17 protein-coding genes and 1 pseudogene are annotated in these 14,751 nt (G+C 68.9%); 8 read left to right on the top strand and 10 right to left on the bottom strand.

What is annotated here, in order from left to right; genetic code table 11:
- A partial coding sequence (locus BR31_RS31075; protein WP_156042380.1) for a helix-turn-helix domain-containing protein occupies positions 1 to 168 on the bottom strand: 168 nt, incomplete at its 3' end.
- Positions 169 to 366: 198 nt separating this feature from the next.
- Entirely contained in the window at positions 367 to 1,128 is a 762-nt protein-coding gene (locus tag BR31_RS0112750) for an HAD-IIA family hydrolase (protein WP_051637360.1), read from the bottom strand.
- Between the two features lie 384 nt (positions 1,129 to 1,512).
- Here BR31_RS0112750 and BR31_RS0112745 point away from each other — a divergent pair, with 384 nt between their 5' ends.
- Positions 1,513 to 1,992: a hypothetical protein gene (locus BR31_RS0112745; protein WP_027501312.1), complete on the top strand. Its 480-nt coding sequence runs from the start codon at positions 1,513 to 1,515 to the stop codon at positions 1,990 to 1,992.
- A 55-nt stretch (positions 1,993 to 2,047) separates the two neighbouring features.
- Here BR31_RS0112745 and BR31_RS28420 read toward each other — a convergent pair whose 3' ends face one another.
- Complete coding sequence (locus BR31_RS28420; protein ID WP_051637359.1) at positions 2,048 to 2,515, bottom strand: C40 family peptidase; 468 nt, start codon at positions 2,513 to 2,515, stop codon at positions 2,048 to 2,050.
- A 238-nt stretch (positions 2,516 to 2,753) separates the two neighbouring features.
- Here BR31_RS28420 and BR31_RS0112730 point away from each other — a divergent pair, with 238 nt between their 5' ends.
- Positions 2,754 to 3,095 (top strand): YidH family protein, encoded by a 342-nt coding sequence (locus BR31_RS0112730; RefSeq protein ID WP_027501310.1) that lies wholly within the window; start codon positions 2,754 to 2,756, stop codon positions 3,093 to 3,095.
- Positions 3,096 to 3,195: 100 nt separating this feature from the next.
- The gene (fgd, locus tag BR31_RS0112725; protein ID WP_027501309.1) at positions 3,196 to 4,203 is read left to right on the top strand and encodes a glucose-6-phosphate dehydrogenase (coenzyme-F420); all 1,008 of its coding nucleotides are present in this window, start codon (positions 3,196 to 3,198) and stop codon (positions 4,201 to 4,203) included.
- Positions 4,204 to 4,263: 60 nt separating this feature from the next.
- On the opposite strand, the gene BR31_RS0112720 is transcribed toward fgd, so the two are convergent.
- The gene (locus tag BR31_RS0112720; RefSeq protein WP_027501308.1) at positions 4,264 to 4,872 is read right to left on the bottom strand and encodes a VOC family protein; all 609 of its coding nucleotides are present in this window, start codon (positions 4,870 to 4,872) and stop codon (positions 4,264 to 4,266) included.
- Between the two features lie 213 nt (positions 4,873 to 5,085).
- On the opposite strand from BR31_RS0112720, the gene BR31_RS0112715 reads away from it, so the two are divergent.
- Positions 5,086 to 5,688, top strand: coding sequence for a suppressor of fused domain protein (locus BR31_RS0112715; protein WP_027501307.1), 603 nt, complete (start codon positions 5,086 to 5,088; stop codon positions 5,686 to 5,688).
- Here the strand turns inward: BR31_RS0112715 and BR31_RS28415 are convergent.
- On the bottom strand, positions 5,619 to 6,572 hold the full coding sequence (locus tag BR31_RS28415; protein WP_081830442.1) for a LysR family transcriptional regulator: 954 nt from the start codon (positions 6,570 to 6,572) through the stop codon (positions 5,619 to 5,621). The genes BR31_RS0112715 and BR31_RS28415 overlap by 70 nt on opposite strands.
- A gap of 116 nt (positions 6,573 to 6,688) precedes the next feature.
- Here BR31_RS28415 and BR31_RS0112705 point away from each other — a divergent pair, with 116 nt between their 5' ends.
- A complete protein-coding gene (locus BR31_RS0112705) occupies positions 6,689 to 7,048 on the top strand; it encodes a YybH family protein (RefSeq protein WP_027501306.1) in 360 nt (119 codons plus the stop codon).
- A 17-nt stretch (positions 7,049 to 7,065) separates the two neighbouring features.
- Here BR31_RS0112705 and BR31_RS28410 read toward each other — a convergent pair whose 3' ends face one another.
- Both BR31_RS28410 and BR31_RS31515 read right to left on the bottom strand, forming a co-directional pair.
- A complete protein-coding gene (locus BR31_RS28410) occupies positions 7,066 to 7,671 on the bottom strand; it encodes a hypothetical protein (protein ID WP_156042460.1) in 606 nt (201 codons plus the stop codon).
- A complete protein-coding gene (locus tag BR31_RS31515; RefSeq protein ID WP_156042459.1) occupies positions 7,658 to 7,888 on the bottom strand; it encodes a hypothetical protein in 231 nt (76 codons plus the stop codon). The genes BR31_RS28410 and BR31_RS31515 overlap by 14 nt, the downstream gene beginning before the upstream one ends.
- A 734-nt stretch (positions 7,889 to 8,622) precedes the next feature.
- Between BR31_RS31515 and pta the strand changes: the two genes are divergently transcribed.
- From pta to BR31_RS0112680, 3 genes are all read left to right on the top strand, one after another.
- Positions 8,623 to 10,719 (top strand): phosphate acetyltransferase, encoded by a 2,097-nt coding sequence (gene pta, locus BR31_RS0112690; RefSeq protein WP_027501304.1) that lies wholly within the window; start codon positions 8,623 to 8,625, stop codon positions 10,717 to 10,719.
- Positions 10,716 to 11,933, top strand: a complete 1,218-nt coding sequence (locus BR31_RS28405) for an acetate kinase (protein WP_051637348.1) — start codon at positions 10,716 to 10,718, stop codon at positions 11,931 to 11,933. Before pta ends, BR31_RS28405 begins: the two co-directional genes overlap by 4 nt.
- Before the next feature lie 74 nt (positions 11,934 to 12,007).
- Entirely contained in the window at positions 12,008 to 12,604 is a 597-nt protein-coding gene (locus BR31_RS0112680; protein WP_027501303.1) for a dihydrofolate reductase family protein, read from the top strand.
- Positions 12,605 to 12,665: 61 nt separating this feature from the next.
- Here BR31_RS0112680 and BR31_RS31070 read toward each other — a convergent pair.
- From BR31_RS31070 to BR31_RS0112670, 3 genes and pseudogenes are all read right to left on the bottom strand, one after another.
- Positions 12,666 to 12,908 (bottom strand): annotated as a pseudogene (locus BR31_RS31070) (transposase); the annotation flags it as partial.
- A 123-nt stretch (positions 12,909 to 13,031) separates the two neighbouring features.
- Positions 13,032 to 14,285, bottom strand: a complete 1,254-nt coding sequence (fmdA, locus tag BR31_RS0112675; protein WP_027501302.1) for a formamidase — start codon at positions 14,283 to 14,285, stop codon at positions 13,032 to 13,034.
- 19 nt (positions 14,286 to 14,304) lie between these two features.
- Positions 14,305 to 14,598 (bottom strand): FmdB family zinc ribbon protein, encoded by a 294-nt coding sequence (locus BR31_RS0112670; protein WP_269321348.1) that lies wholly within the window; start codon positions 14,596 to 14,598, stop codon positions 14,305 to 14,307.
- Between the last annotated feature and the right edge of the window lie 153 nt (positions 14,599 to 14,751).

The raw sequence follows: 14,751 nt of genomic DNA, 5'->3' as shown, positions 1-14,751 counted from the left end.
CATCCCGTCCGGCCCCATCTCCACATAGCGGCTGGACCATCGTTTGGCGGTGGGCCAGGAGACGTTGAAGTGTTCCGCCGCCCTTGCAATGGGCCAACCGTCGTCGACGACGCGTCGGGCCAGCAGCAGCCGGCCTCTTGGGGTCAGTGGTGCGTTAGCGTGAACCACGAAGGTCTCCTGTCCGCGATGTGGGTGTCTAAGCAGCTCCACTTCACGACAGGAGACCTTCGCTGTTCAACGACCAGTCACAGCGTGTCGTCGCAATCCCTCAACCAACCTGCCTGGGCAGTACAGCTAGGCGGCTCCGCCGCCCGTGAGTCCTTCTGGTCCCCATAAGGGCCAGAAGGACTCACGGGCGCGCAGCGCCTAGGCGAACGGGTTCGCGGTGCGGCCGACCAGGTCGGCCACCGACTCGATGACGCGCGTCGGCCGGTACGGGAACATCTCGACCGACTCGCGGGTGGAGATGCCGGTGAGCACGAGGATGGTCTGCAGCCCGGCCTCGAGGCCGGAGACGACGTCGGTGTCCATCCGGTCGCCGATCATCAGGGTGTGTTCGGAGTGCGCGCCGATCGCCCGCAGCGCCGAACGCATCATCAACGGGTTCGGCTTGCCGACGTAGTACGGCTCGCGCCCGGTGGCCCTGGTGATCAGCGCCGCCACCGACCCCGTCGCGGGCAGCGAGCCCTCGCGTGAGGGCCCGGTCGCGTCCGGGTTGGTGGCCAGGAACCGGGCGCCGCGTTCGATCAACCGGATCGCGGTGGTGATCGCCTCGAACGAGTAGGTCCGGGTCTCGCCCAGCACGACGTAGTCCGGATCGCGATCGGTGAGCACGTACCCGATGTCGTGCAGCGCGGTCGTGAGTCCGGATTCGCCGACGACATAGGCGCTGCCGTTCGGGCGCTGGGTGCGCAGGAAGGTGGCGGTCGCCAGCGCCGAGGTCCAGATCGCCTCCTCCGGGATGTCGAGGCCGGTCTGCACGAGGCGGGCGCGGAGGTCGCGGGGAGTGCGGATCGAGTTGTTGGTCAACACGACGAACGGGGTGCCCGCCGCCTGCAGTTCGGCCAGGAACTCGTCGGCCCCCGGGATCAGGTGGTCCTCGTGGACGAGGACCCCGTCCATGTCCATGAGGTACGTCCAGCCGGTGTTCGGCTCGTGGGTGGTCACGGGTCAATTGTGCGGGTTGGGTGTTCCCGGTGTCGGTTCGCGCCGACACGAGGGCCGGGCTGGAGACGCGGCGGCTCGAATTTTCGGGCGATTCGGACGGTCCGAACTGGACGGTCTCCAAGCTCTTTACCAGCGGTTTTGAATGCGAAAGTGACTGTCGTCACGGTGGTTGACATCGGTCCGCGCACCGCCTTTACTAAGCCTGCCCTCACGAAGGGCAGGCTAACCATGTTTCGCGCCGTACGGCAGATCTGACCTGCCGGCCACCCCTGATGGTTCGGGCGCGAAGACTCATTCGCCGTGCGCGTCGGAGCGCGCGGCGTCAACCGAAAAGGACACACTCACGTGGCTGCTTCAATCAAGCGTCGTATCGCCGGTGCCGGTGCCATCGCCGGGTTCTCCGCGCTCGCCCTGATCGCGAACCCCGCCCTCGGTGCGGCTGCGGTCACCGGCTCGTCGACGGTCACCCACGGCGAGAACACCATCACCGTCGCGCTCCACGACATCGCCACCACCGAGCCGCTCAACCACTGCGAGGCGCAGATCTTCCCGTTCGACGCCGCGATCTACGACAAGACCACCCGCGTCGACGAGATCAAGTACGCCGGTTTCACCGGGGGCGCAGCCACCGGCACCTCGATCGTGCTGCCCGCGGGCACCTACGCCGTGATCACCCAGTGCAAGGAGGGCGACAGGGTCAACCCCTACGTCAAGCTCGGCCCGGTCGCGAAGGTGACGCTGACCGGCACCGCGACCCCGGCTCCCGGCGGCACCGGAAGCCAGGACTTCGGCCTGCTCGAACTGCTCGGCGGATTCGGCAGCTAGCGGCCATCGGCCGATCGGGGGAGGCTGCGGCCGGATCAGCCGCGGCCCGGAGACCTCAGAATCGGCGGACCTGGTTGATCGGGGGCAGCTCGGACAGCGGGGTGAGCCCGATCGGCACGCCGGCCCCGTAGGCGTTGAAGACCTGCCCGAAGCCCGCGTAGATGCCGACGTGATCGTTCGCGGCGCGGAAGGTGATGATGTCGCCGGGGGCCATCGCCCATGCGGGGACGGGGTTACCTGCCCACGCCTGCTGCTGGCTGACCCGCGGCAGCTGCACGCCTGCCTGCCGGAACGCCCACTGGGTCAGGCCCGAGCAGTCCCAGGCGTTGGGGCCGGTGCCGCCCCACAGGTATGGCTTCCCGGTCTGGGTGGTGGCCGCGGCCAGCGCGATGAGGCCGGCGGGGCTCGAGATGGGCAGGGCGAACTCGGAGCTGCCCGAGCTCCCCGAGCTGCCTGCGCTCCCCGAGCTGCCCGGCTGGGCAAGGGCGGGGGCGACGGGCAAGGTCGCGAGGCAGGCCGCCAGCGCGGTGCCGGCGAGTGCGCGGCGTAGGTACTTCCCGGATCTGCCGTTCGTTGTCGTTCGGGTCACGGAAATGTCCTCCTCGGTGGTGCACCTGGGAATGGATCTCTGAAACCTTGGATCACAGAACAGTCGCGGTGTGTTACAGATCACTGCTCATTGTGGCCCACAACGCGACAGGGTGGGCGCGAACCGGCGCGGATTCGCCGCCGGTGCCTCGGGCGATGCGAAGATCACCCACGTGGCGGAAATCGAGCGGCCCGACGAGCGGTTCACCCTGGCGAGCGAGCGGACCTTCCTGGCGTGGATGCGGACCTCGCTCGGGTTCCTGGCCGGTGGCATCGCGATGGTCCACCTGGTGCCCGACTTCAGCACCGGGTGGGTGCGCACCCTGCTCGGGCTCGTCCTGATCCTGCTGGCGGTGGCCGCCTCGCTGGTCGGGATGCGGCGCTGGCTGCAGGTCCGGCACGCACTCGAGCGCGGGGCGCCGATGCCCGAGGCCAGGGAGCTGTGGCTGTTCGCGGTCGCCGTGTCGCTGGTCGCGGGGTTCACCGCGGTGGTGACGGTGATCGGCGCGCTCTGAGCGGCCACGCCGAGGCGAACCCGACCCCCCGTGGCGGGCCGAGAATGTCCCGTGCATAGTGAGTCTCGGTTGTGACGGGTAGCACTCGCTAGGAGGAACGGTGGCTCTCAGGCTCGGGTACAAGGCTTCTGCGGAGCAGTTCGGGCCGCGCGAGTTGGTGGAACTCGCCGTGCTCGCCGAGGCGCACGGCCTCGACAGCGCGACGGTGAGCGATCACTTCCAGCCCTGGCGGCACAACGGCGGACACGCGCCGTTCTCCCTCGCCTGGATGACCGCCGTCGGCGAGCGCACCACCACCCTGCAGCTGGGCACCTCGGTGATGACCCCGACCTTCCGCTACAACCCGGCCGTCGTGGCGCAGGCCTTCGCGACGATGGGCTGCCTGTACCCGGGACGCATCATGCTCGGCGTCGGCACCGGTGAGGCCCTCAACGAGATCGCCACCGGCTACCAGGGCGAGTGGCCGGAGTTCAAGGAGCGGTTCGCGCGGCTGCGCGAGTCGGTGCAGTTGATGCGCCAGCTGTGGACCGGCGAGCGGGTCGACTTCGAGGGCGAGTACTACCGCACTGCGGGCGCCTCGATCTACGACGTCCCCGAGGGTGGCATCCCCGTGTACATCGCGGCGGGCGGCCCGGTGGTCGCCCGGTACGCGGGCCGTGCGGGTGACGGCTTCATCTGCACCTCGGGCAAGGGCATGGACCTCTACACCGAGAAGCTGATGCCCGCCGTCGCCGAGGGTGCGGAGAAGGTCGGCCGCACGACCGCGGACATCGACCGGATGATCGAGATCAAGATCTCCTACGACACCGATCCGGAGCTGGCCCTGGAGAACACCCGGTTCTGGGCGCCGCTGTCGCTGACCGCCGAGCAGAAGCACTCCATCGAGGACCCGATCGAGATGGAGGCGGCCGCGGACGCGCTGCCGATCGAGCAGGTCGCCAAGCGGTGGATCGTCGCCTCCGATCCGGACGAGGCGGTCGAGCAGGTCAAGCAGTACGTGGACGCCGGCCTGAACCACCTGGTCTTCCACGCCCCCGGCCACGACCAGCGCCGCTTCCTCGAGCTGTTCGAGCGCGACCTGGCGCCGCGGCTGCGTGCGCTCGGCTGAGTCGGTCTGACGCCTTGCCGCCTGCCACTGGATGCAGTGGCAGGCGGCCTGCGTTCGGGGTCAGGCCCGCTCCCAGGCGAAGCCGTCGGGGTCGGTGAAGGTTCCGGCGTCACTGCCGATGGCGATCCGGTGCGATCCGGTGCCATCCGGGGAGACGCCGGCGTCCTTGGCCGCGGCGCGGCGTCCGTAGAGCGCCAGCCGGACGGGCGACCCGGGGGTGGCGAACTCGACGTACTTGCTGCCGAAGCTCTTCGACACGGACAGCCCGCGGTCGACGTAGGCCTGCTTGCTCGCCTTGACGTTCTCGACTCCCAGCAGCAGCACGACGTCGTCGACCTCACGGGTGGCGGGGCCGGTGTCCTTTTTCTGCGACGTCGCGACCTTCCAGATCGTGCCGTCGGGGGCCTGGACCACGCCGCCGTACCCCCAGAAGCTCTTCTTGGCCGGCTTCAGCGCCGTGAAGCCGGCGTCGAGTGCGGTGCCGATGAGGCTGTCGACGGTGCTCGGCTGGCCCACCACGAGCGACATGACGAATCCGCGAAAGCCGGTGGTCGGTGCCTCGGAGGCGCGGACTCGCACCGTGTCGCCCAAGCCGAAGGCGGCGGTGTAGGAGGCCTCGGCGGCCGTGGGGTCGGAGACTTCGAGGGTGATGAGGTCGATGGAGGTCATGGCTGTTCCTTCGGTGAGTTGGTTGGCGGTCGGAGCCGATGCGGGATGTCGTGGGGGTGAATCGGACGTGCCATCACCATCTCCCGCGGCGGGTGCCGTGCACATCCGTGGCGACCACGGAACCGTCCACTGATCGGGCACGGATCGGCTTGCGCTCGCCCGGCACGCGTCCGGGCCGACCGGCCCCCGGGCGGCGCACTAGGCTTGCCCGTCATGGACGCCAGCGACGAGGTCATGGAAGCCGCACGCCGGATCGGGGCGGTGTTTGGCGGGCTGCCGCAGGTGCTGCGATTCCGGGCCGCGGTCGACGCGGACGCCGACGGCGAGACCCCGGACGAGGTGTCGATCGCCGTCGGGGACGGTTGCCCCGGGCCGGGTTACGCCTCGTACGCGACGCTGGACATGTCCCGTTTTCCGACGAATGTCACCACCGACGACGGCAGGCCGATCCGCACCGAGCTGGTCACGGTCGGCCGCGCCGACTACCGGGCGCTGGCCGACGTGCTCGCGCAGTGCGCCTTCGCGGTGGCGTCCGGTTCGTTCCACCTGACGCCGAACTGCATCATCCCGAATGCGATCCGCGAGGTGGACCCGGAGCGGACCATGAAGCACCTGCTCCTGGTCGTGCCGTTCATCTGGCCGGACCTGGAGATCCTGGTCGACACCGAGGAGAGCGTCGACACCTGGCTGCAGGCGGTGCCGATCAGCGACAGTGAGCTCGAGTTCTCGTCCGCCAACGGGACCGATCAGCTGTTCCGGCGGCTCGAGGAGGCAGGCGCGGACGTGTCGGACATCGATCGCGCGTCGGTGCTCTGACGCGCAGGCAGGGTCAGCCGGGCGTGCCCGATCAGCGCCGCCGCCGCCGAACTGGCCGGGCCGTCCGAGCGCCAGGCGAGCGCGATGCGGCCGTGCAGCCCCGGCCGGGTGATGGTGACTGCCCGCAGCGCGCTCGCGTGCGCGGCCGCGACCGTCGTCGGCAGGACGGCCACCCCGAGCCCGCGCGCCGCCAGCCGTGCCAGGACATTCGGGTCGCTCGCCTCGAACGCGACGCGGGGCGTGAATCCCGCTCGGGCGCAGGCGGTGTCGAGGGCCGTGCGGAGGCCGGTGCCGCGGGGAAGGGCGATCAGTTCGCGGTCGCACAGCGCCTCGAGGGTGACGGTGTCGCGGGCGGTCAACGGGTCGTCCGGCGGGGCCGCGGCGACGAACGGCTCGTCCACGAGGACGTGAACGGACACCCCCGGTGGCGGTGGTCCGGCCAGCCCGACCAGCGCGACGTCGAGCCGCCCCTCGCGCAGCGCGCCGAGTAGCCGCTCGGAGGTGTCCTCCGAGAGGGAGATGCCGACGCCGGGATGCTCGGCGTGGAAGCCGGCCAGCATGTCCGCAACGGTGACCGTCGGGCCCGCGGTGACCATCCCGACGGACACGTGCCCGCGAATCAGCCCGGCCAGCTCGTCGACGGCGGCGCGCGCCCCCGCCACGGCGGCAAGGGCGGCCCTGGCGTACGGGAGCACTGCCTCGCCCGCTGCGGTCGGCCGGACGGTGCGGCCCGATCGGTCCAGCAATTCCTGTCCGAGTTCGCGTTCGAGCCGGCGGATCTGCGCGCTGACGCCCGGCTGGGCGACGTGCACCCGCTCCGCCGCCCGGGTGAAATTCGCCTCCTCGACGACCGCCACGAAGTACTCCAGCTGGCGAAGTTCCATAACCAGAGATTCTAGCTACGAGACAAACCAGTTCTTGGACTTATTGCTGTGGTCCTCGCAGGATGGAGTGGTCAGGCACACCAGCTCCGTGCGGAGCGAGCAAGAGGGAGAACGCGATGACCGCAGTACGCGAAAAGGCAACCACTCCAGAGGATCTGGCCCGGATGTTCGTCGAACGAGCCAATGCGGGCGACGCGGCCGGGGTCGCCGAGCTGTACGAGCCCGACGCCGTCCTGGCCTTCCCGCCCGGCAGTGAGACCGTGGGCCGGGAGGCGATCCGCGCCGTCATCGAGCAGCTCCTGGCGAACCGGCCGCACTTCGAGGTCGAGGAGCCGATGCCGACGGTGCGCAGTGGTGACCTGGCGATGACCTCCACGCGGCCAGCGGACGACACCGGCGGTCGGGTACAGGTGGTGCGGCGGCAGTCGGACGGGAGCTGGTTGCGGGTCCTGGATCGACCGGAGTCCCGCGGCTGAGTCGTTCGCCGGCGACGTCAGGCGCGCGGATCGACCGGAATCACGACCGGTGGCCGCAGCTCGCGCCGCACCGAGTACTCGGCCTCCCCGTGCAGCAGCTTCTCGCCGCCGGGGACGGACAGATCCACGGACACCGCTCCGGCCTCACAGTCGACGGAATCGATGGCACCGAGCCGCACCGCGACCGCCGTCTCGCACATGCCGAACGCGATCCGCAGGTCGAATCCGACCCTGGCGACCTCGGTGCCGTCGATGAGCAGCGCCACCTCCGGCCGATGCTCGGAGATGACGCGGTAGGGATCGACCAGCATCACCACCTCCTCGCGGCCGGGCGCGGCAGCGGTGACGCGCGCGGCCTCGGCGAGGGCCCGGTACTTCTTCAGGCCGGCCAACAGCAGGGGGCAGGGGTCCTGATCGAGGAATCGCAGCGCGGTGCACAGGATGCGGCTGTCGATCAGCCGCAGCGCCGAGCGCGGCACCGCGCGTGTGGTGGTCACCCGGTCCGGGGTCATCCCGGTCGGCGGCAGGTGCGGCTTCATGCGCGAGGTCAGGGCGACGTCCGACTGCTGCCCGAACACCGTGGCGCGCAGGGTCGTTCTGGTCACGATCTCAGTTCTGGTCACGGCCGTTCTCCTCGATGAACTGGTGGCCGGCGTCTTCCCTTGGCTCGAGGCGCACGGAATGACCGTGCATCTGGCCCGGCGGCGGTTCGACCGCGACGACGGGAGGCGCCGGTTTCGGCTGGGTGTGCACGTGCTCGGCCGGCCACCGCCGGACTTGTCGGGCCCGCACCACGACCCCTGCGCCCGCGGCCGCGGCGACGGAGGTCAGCCCCGCCATGGCGATCAGGGTGGCCGGTGGGGAGCCCGCCGCATCGGGTGTGTCGTTTCCATCGGTGGGCGGGATCGGCCGACCGGTGGTGCTCGACGGACCCGGAATGGTGCTCGACGGACCCTGATCGGGTGTGAGCGTCAGGCGTGGATCCGATGGCCTGGTGGTCGCGGTACCTCCGACGGGCGTACCGGTCGGACCCGGCGTGAGCGTCGACGCACCGTGCTGCGAGCCCACGCTATCGGTGCTCGGCGGGATTTCCGTGGTGCCCGGGGGGTCCGTCGTTTTGGTGTCCGGGTCCGTCCATGGGGGCGGGGACGGAACCGTCGGCAGTGTAGGCCAGGTGGGGACAGTGAGACTCGGCGGCGGAGCGATCCTCGTGGGAACGGTCGGAACGGGAGGCAGGTTGGGCCATTCCTGGCCGCCCCGCCTCGGATCCGGCCAATCGGGAACGGTGGGCCCCGGCAGCGCAACCGACTGCTGCGGCGCCGCTTCGGCACCCGGTGCGGACAGGCCCAGCGCCAGCGCGACGACCACGCCGGCGAGCACGGACACCATCGACCGGGATGTAGTTCGCATTGATACTCATCCCCTGGGGCCAGATCACGCGATCCGGCCTGAGAACGACATTGCCACCCGGTGCGGGGCCGGGCACGAGTAGCCGACTACCCGAATCCGGCGCGCACGATGCGCGTGGCTGTGGCCGTCGGCGGGCCGCGGTCCGCACCACTAGGGTGGACGCCATGGCATCCGCGGAGTCGGCAGTCTCGAGCATCTACATCGCCTCCCCAGAGGGCGACACCGGGAAATCGACCATCGCGCTCGGCGTGCTGCAGATGCTCAGCGGCTCGGCTGCTCGGGTCGGGGTGTTCCGGCCGATCGCGCGCTCCACCGACGAGCCGGACTACATCCTGGAGTTGCTGCTCGACCACACGTCCGCGGATCTCGGCTATGAGCAGTGCCTCGGTGTCACCTACGAGCAGGTACACGCCGACCCGGAGCTGGCGCTCAGCGAGATCGTCTCGCGCTACCACGATGTCGCGGAACAGTGCGACGCCGTGGTGATCATCGGCAGCGACTACACGGACATCGCCAGCCCGAGCGAGCTGAGCTACAACGCCAGGATCGCGGTGAATCTGGATGCGCCGGTGCTGCTCGCGCTCCGCGGGTCGGGCAGGACCCCCGACGAGGTGCTACAGCTGGCCCAGATCTGTGCGGCCGAGCTGCGCGCCCAGCATGCCCACCTGGTCGGCATCGTCGCGAACCGCTGCGACCCCGCCCGGCTCGCCGAGGTGACCGCGGCGCTGGAGCCGATGGCGGTGCCAGCATGGAGCCTGCCCGAGATCCCGTTGCTGGTCGCGCCGACAATGGGTGAGCTGCTGACGGCGGTCGACGGCGAGCTGTACAGCGGGGATCCCGAGCTGCTGCAGCGGGAGGCGCTGCACGTGATGGTCGGCGGCATGACCGCCGAGCACATCCTCGAGCGGCTCTCGGAGGGCGTGGTGGTGATCGCCCCGGGCGATCGATCCGACGTGCTGCTCGCGATGGTCAATGCCCATGAGGCGGAAGGTTTTCCGTCGCTGGCCGGGATCATCATGAACGGCGGCATCGCCCCGCACCCCGCCATTGCGAAGCTCGTCGCGGGTCTCAAGCCGCGGTTGCCGATCCTCACCACCGACCTCGGGACCTTCGACACCGCCAGCGCAGCCGCGCAGGCAAGGGGACGTGTCGGGGTCGGCTCGCAGCGCAAGGTGGACACCGCGCTGAGTCTGATGGAGCAGCGCGTGAACGCGGCCGACCTGCTGACCCGCCTCCAGGTCGCCAGGCCAGAGGTGGTGACCCCGCAGATGTTCGAGTACCAGCTGATCGAGCGGGCCAGGGCGGACCGCAAGCACATCGTGCTGCCGGAGGGGGACGATGACCGGATCCTGCGGGCCGCCGGACGGTTGTTGCAGCGCAAGGTCGCCGACCTGACCATCCTCGGCGAGGAGGGCCCGGTGCGCAGGCGCGCCGCGGAGCTCGGCGTCGACCTGAGGGCGGCCACCGTGCTCGACCCGACGAACTGCGAGTACACCGATGAGTTCGCGCAGGAGTACGCGCGACTGCGGGCGCACAAGGGGATGACCCTCGAACGCGCCCGCGAGGTGATGGCCGACATCTCCTATTTCGGAACGATGATGGTGCAGTTGGGGATCGCGGACGGCATGGTCTCCGGTGCCGCGCACACCACCGCCCACACCATCCGGCCGTCGTTCGAGATCATCAAGACCGCGCCCGGCGTCTCGACCGTCTCGAGCATCTTCCTGATGTGCCTGGCCGACCGGGTGCTGGCCTATGGGGATTGCGCGGTCGTGCCGGACCCGACCTCGGAGCAGCTGGCGGACATCGCGATCTCCTCCTCCCAGACCGCGGCCCAGTTCGGCATCGATCCGCTGATAGCGATGCTGTCGTACTCGACCGGCGACTCGGGCTCCGGCGCCGAGGTGGACAAGGTCCGCGAGGCGACCGTCCTTGTCCGCGAACGGCGCCCGGACCTGTTGGTGGAGGGGCCGATCCAGTACGACGCGGCGATCGAGCCGACGGTGGCGAGCACGAAGCTGCCCGATTCGAAGGTGGCGGGCAGGGCGACGGTGTTCGTGTTCCCCGACCTGAACACCGGGAACAACACGTACAAGGCGGTGCAGCGCAGCGCAGGGGCCGTCGCGGTCGGCCCGGTCCTGCAGGGCCTGAGGAAACCGGTCAACGACCTGTCCCGCGGTGCGCTGGTCCAGGACATCGTCAACACGGTCGCCATCACGGCGATCCAGGCGCAGGGCGTCACCGAAGGGGGCCAGCAGTGAACGGTCCGGTGCTGGTCATCAATTCGGGTTCGTCCTCGATCAAATACCAGCTGATCGACCCTGACGGCGGCGAGGCCATCGCCTCGGGGCTCGTCGAGCGGATCGGTGAGCCGGACGGCGTCATCGGGCACCGGTATCGCGGCGCCGACAGCGAGCACCGAGGTCCGATCGCCGACCATGCCGAGGGCCTGCGGCTGGCCTTCGCGATGTTCGCGGAGGCGGGCATGGACCTGGCGGCGGCAGGCATCGCCGCGGTCGGTCACCGCGTGGTGCACGGCGGCGAGGTGTTCTACCGGCCGACGCGGATCACCGCCGACGTCGTCGCCGAGATCTCGCGGTTGTCCGCCCTTGCCCCGCTGCACAATCCGGCGAACGTGGTGGGCATCGAGAGTGCGATGCGGGTGTTCCCCGACGTCCCGCACGTCGCGGTCTTCGACACCGCCTTCTTCCACACGCTGCCGGCGGAGGCCAGGACCTACGCCATCGACGCAGCGGTGGCGGCGGCACACGGGGTGCGCCGCTACGGATTCCACGGCACCTCGCACGAGTACGTCTCCGGCCGGGTGGCCGAGGTGCTCGGCAGGGACAACGCCGAGCTCAACCAGATCGTGCTGCACCTGGGTAACGGGGCCTCGGCCTCGGCCATCGCAGGCGGTAGGGCGATGGACACCTCGATGGGTCTGACCCCGCTCGAGGGTCTGGTGATGGGCACCCGCAGCGGCGACATCGACCCGGGCATCGTGATGCACCTGCGGCGCAGCGCGGACCTGGACGTCGACGCCATCGACGACCTGCTCAACCGCGGGTCCGGGCTCAAGGGCCTGTGCGGGGTCAACGACTTCCGCGAGCTGCGCCGTCTCATCGATGACGGGGACGAGGCGGCCCGGCTCGCCTACGACGTCTACATCCATCGGCTGCGCAAGTACATCGGGGCGTACCTGGTGACACTGGGCAGGGTCGACACCATCGCCTTCACGGCCGGGGTGGGGGAGAACGCGGTCGAGGTCCGTGCCGACGCACTCGCCGGTCTCGAGGCGCTCGGAATCGAGATCGATCTCGACCGCAATGCGGCGAAAGACCGTTCCGCCCGGGTGATCTCGACGGACTCTTCGCGGGTCACCGTGCTGGTGGTGCCGACCAACGAGGAGTTGGCCATCGCGAGGGCCGCGCGCCGGTTCGCCCCGGATGGCGCGGGCGAGCAACCGCAGCGATGATTTTCGGGCGGCTCGAGGGTCTACATTCCCGAAGCCCATCAGACACGGAGAACAACGGAAGAGGAGCGAGTCCCATGCGCATCGTTATCAGCGAGTTCATCAGCTTGGACGGCGTCGTGCAGGCACCGGGTGGACCCGAGGAGGACACCGACGGCGGTTTCGCCCACGGTGGCTGGACCCACCCGTTCTTCGACCCGGAGGTGGTTGGCGGGGCGTTCGACGATGCGCTGAGCAAGGCCGAGGCGCTGCTGTTCGGGCGCCGGACGTGGCAGACGATGGCGGGGGCGTGGCCCGAGCGTGCCGGTGACCCGTTCGCCGACAAGATGAACGCCATCGCGAAGTACGTCGTGTCCGACACACTGGGCGATGACGAGCTGACGTGGGAGAACACCACGCGGATCTCCGGCGACGAGGCCGTTGCCCGCATCCGGGAGCTGCGCGAAACCGAGGGCGGCGACCTGGTGGTCATGGGCAGCCCCACCCTGGTGCGGACCCTCCTGCAGGAAGGCCTCGTCGACGAGCTCCGGCTCATGGTCATGCCGGTGCTCCTCGGCGGCGGGAAGACGATCTTCCCCGACAGCGGCAAGCTGAACACCCTCGAGCTGGTCTCCACCGTCATCAGCAGTGCGGGTGTGCACGTATGCACCTACCGGCCGGCCACACAGGGCTAGGGCATGTCTTCCAATTGGCGTGGCTGCCCCTTCGGAGGCGATTGCGCTTCTGATGGTCCGGTTCGGCGATGACCACCTCGATGCCCCGCGCCCGCAGATGGGCCAGGACCTTGTCGCAGGTGCCGTCGCCGGCGAACCTGCGGTGGCGTTTCCACACCGTCTGCCAGGGACCGAACTCCGCGGGAATGTCCCGCCACGCGATCCCGGTCCGGTACCGGTAGACGATTCCCTCGACCACCTGCCTGTGATCGCGAAACGGGCGTCCCCTGTTGCCGTCTGACGACGGCAACAGGGGCTCGACGATCGCCCACTGTCAATCACTGATCACATTCGTGCGCACCAGGCCGAACATGGTGCCGCACAGACATGATCAGATTAAGGAGACACGTCCTACCGGAAGATCCGTCGGCATCATTCCTCAGGCCCCTTATCGGGTGGCTCGGGCGGCGCCGGGGCCAGGGTCGATGGTGACGGGTCCAGCAGCGGTCGGGACGACGGGGAAGTCGAATATCGCGGTCGGAATGTAAACGGTGGCACAGGAGTTGGGGATGTCGACCACCCCGGAGAGTCGTCCTTCGATCGGTGCGGCCCCGAGCAACAGGTAGGCCTGCTCCGGGCTGTAGCCGAACTTGGTGAGGTAGTCGATGGCGTGCAAACAGGCACGTTGGAAGGACAGCTGGGAGTCGAGGTAGCGCTGTTCGCCGTCGAGGGTGACCGAGGTGCCGGAGAAGGCCAAGAATTCGGTGTAGTTCGGGCCTTCGTTGCCCGGCAGGAAGATTGCGTTCTCGGTGACGCCGTAGAGCTCCATGCCGTTCTTGATCAGATCGACTCGTAGGTCGATGAAGCCGCCCATCTCGATGGCGCCGCAGAAGGTGATTTCGCCGTCGCCTTGGGAGAAGTGCAGGTCGCCGACGGACAGGTTCGCGCCGTCGACGAACACCGGGTAGAAGACCCGGCTGCCGCGGGTGAAGTTCTTGATGTCCTGGTTGCCTCCGTTCTCGCGCGGTGGGGCGGTGCGTGCGGCTTCGGCTGCGGCCCGGCCGAATGCGGTACCGGTCAGTGATCCGAGGATCGCGTCTTGCGGTTCGGGTGGCAGCGCGAGCGGCGGTACCCGCTGTGGGTCGGTCGCGATGAGTGCGCCTTCTCGGGTGTTCCACTTTGCCAGCAGCGCAGCGGAGGGGGCGGTTCCCATGAGTCCGGGGTGCGTGATGCCGGTGAACTGCACCCCGGGGATGTGCCGGGAGGTGGTGGTGTGGCCGCTGAAGTCCCAGATCGCCTTGTAGGCGTCGGGAAATTGTTCTGTGAGAAATCCGCCGCCGTTGTCAGTGGCAAAGATGCCCGTGTATCCCCAGCCCTGGCCGGCGAGGGGACCGGAGTCTTCTTGGGGGATCGGTCCGATGTCGAGGATGTCGACGACGAGGAGGTCGCCTGGTTGGGCGCCTTCAACTGCGAATGGGCCGGAGAGGCAGTGCACGGTGCTGAGTGGGGCATGGAGGACGTCGTCAGCGGAGTCGTCGTTGTGGATGGCGCCATCGAACCATTCGCGGACGTGGACGCGGAACTCGTCGCCCGGTTTGACGGTGACGGCGGCGGGGATGTCGGGGTGCCAGCGGTTGTGGCCGACGAGTTGTTGATCGGTGAACTTTTTGGTGGAGTCGAGGGGAAAGATCAGCTCGGGCATGGCGGGCCTTCTTTCGATGTTAGGGGCGGGGGAGTTTGCGGTGCAACGGGTTTCGGGTGAGCACTCGGTTTTCGGTGTTGGATGGTGGCGCGCCGACGATTGCAGGTTCGCTGGCGGTCCGTTTCGTTTGGTCGATCAGTCGTGCGGCCGCGGACTGAGTCCTGATCAGGCCGGCGCCGCCGAGGCTTCGCGTACTGGGGTTTGCACAGTGCGGGCAGGCGGACTCGAGCGGGACGTCGGCCATTGCGTAGTTGCTGTCGAAGCTGCCGCAGCTTCGGCAGGTGAACTGGTAGTAGGGCACGGCCACCTCCATTAGTTTCATACGGGGCTATTCCGTATGGCGACGATATAAGTCGCGGTAGGTCACCGCGACGAATCCATCAGGTGAGCTTCGTGTTACGTGCGCAGCGCCTTGTGGCGGTCCCGTTAATTTTCATCTGGAGTAGTTCCATTTGGGCCTATTGGC

The sequence above is a fragment of the Rhodococcus sp. UNC363MFTsu5.1 genome (genome assembly GCF_000686785.1).
GTDB lineage: Bacteria > Actinomycetota > Actinomycetes > Mycobacteriales > Mycobacteriaceae > Rhodococcus_G > Rhodococcus_G maanshanensis.
The sequence above is the reverse complement of the archived record's forward strand: the minus strand, read 5'-3'. Positions and strand labels throughout refer to the sequence as shown.

What these genes read in the sequence shown, in the direction of transcription:
- BR31_RS0112750 (WP_051637360.1), bottom strand. Translation starts at nt 1,128, where the DNA reads ATGGACATGGACGGGGTCCTCGTCCACGAGGACCACCTGATCCCGGGG.
- BR31_RS0112720 (WP_027501308.1), bottom strand. Translation starts at nt 4,872, where the DNA reads ATGACCTCCATCGACCTCATCACCCTCGAAGTCTCCGACCCCACGGCC.
- BR31_RS0112715 (WP_027501307.1), top strand. Translation starts at nt 5,086, where the DNA reads ATGGACGCCAGCGACGAGGTCATGGAAGCCGCACGCCGGATCGGGGCG.
- BR31_RS28415 (WP_081830442.1), bottom strand. Translation starts at nt 6,572, where the DNA reads ATGGAACTTCGCCAGCTGGAGTACTTCGTGGCGGTCGTCGAGGAGGCG.
- BR31_RS0112705 (WP_027501306.1), top strand. Translation starts at nt 6,689, where the DNA reads ATGACCGCAGTACGCGAAAAGGCAACCACTCCAGAGGATCTGGCCCGG.
- BR31_RS31515 (WP_156042459.1), bottom strand. Translation starts at nt 7,888, where the DNA reads ATGGCGGGGCTGACCTCCGTCGCCGCGGCCGCGGGCGCAGGGGTCGTG.
- pta (WP_027501304.1), top strand. Translation starts at nt 8,623, where the DNA reads ATGGCATCCGCGGAGTCGGCAGTCTCGAGCATCTACATCGCCTCCCCA.
- BR31_RS0112680 (WP_027501303.1), top strand. Translation starts at nt 12,008, where the DNA reads ATGCGCATCGTTATCAGCGAGTTCATCAGCTTGGACGGCGTCGTGCAG.
- fmdA (WP_027501302.1), bottom strand. Translation starts at nt 14,285, where the DNA reads ATGCCCGAGCTGATCTTTCCCCTCGACTCCACCAAAAAGTTCACCGAT.
- BR31_RS0112670 (WP_269321348.1), bottom strand. Translation starts at nt 14,598, where the DNA reads ATGGAGGTGGCCGTGCCCTACTACCAGTTCACCTGCCGAAGCTGCGGC.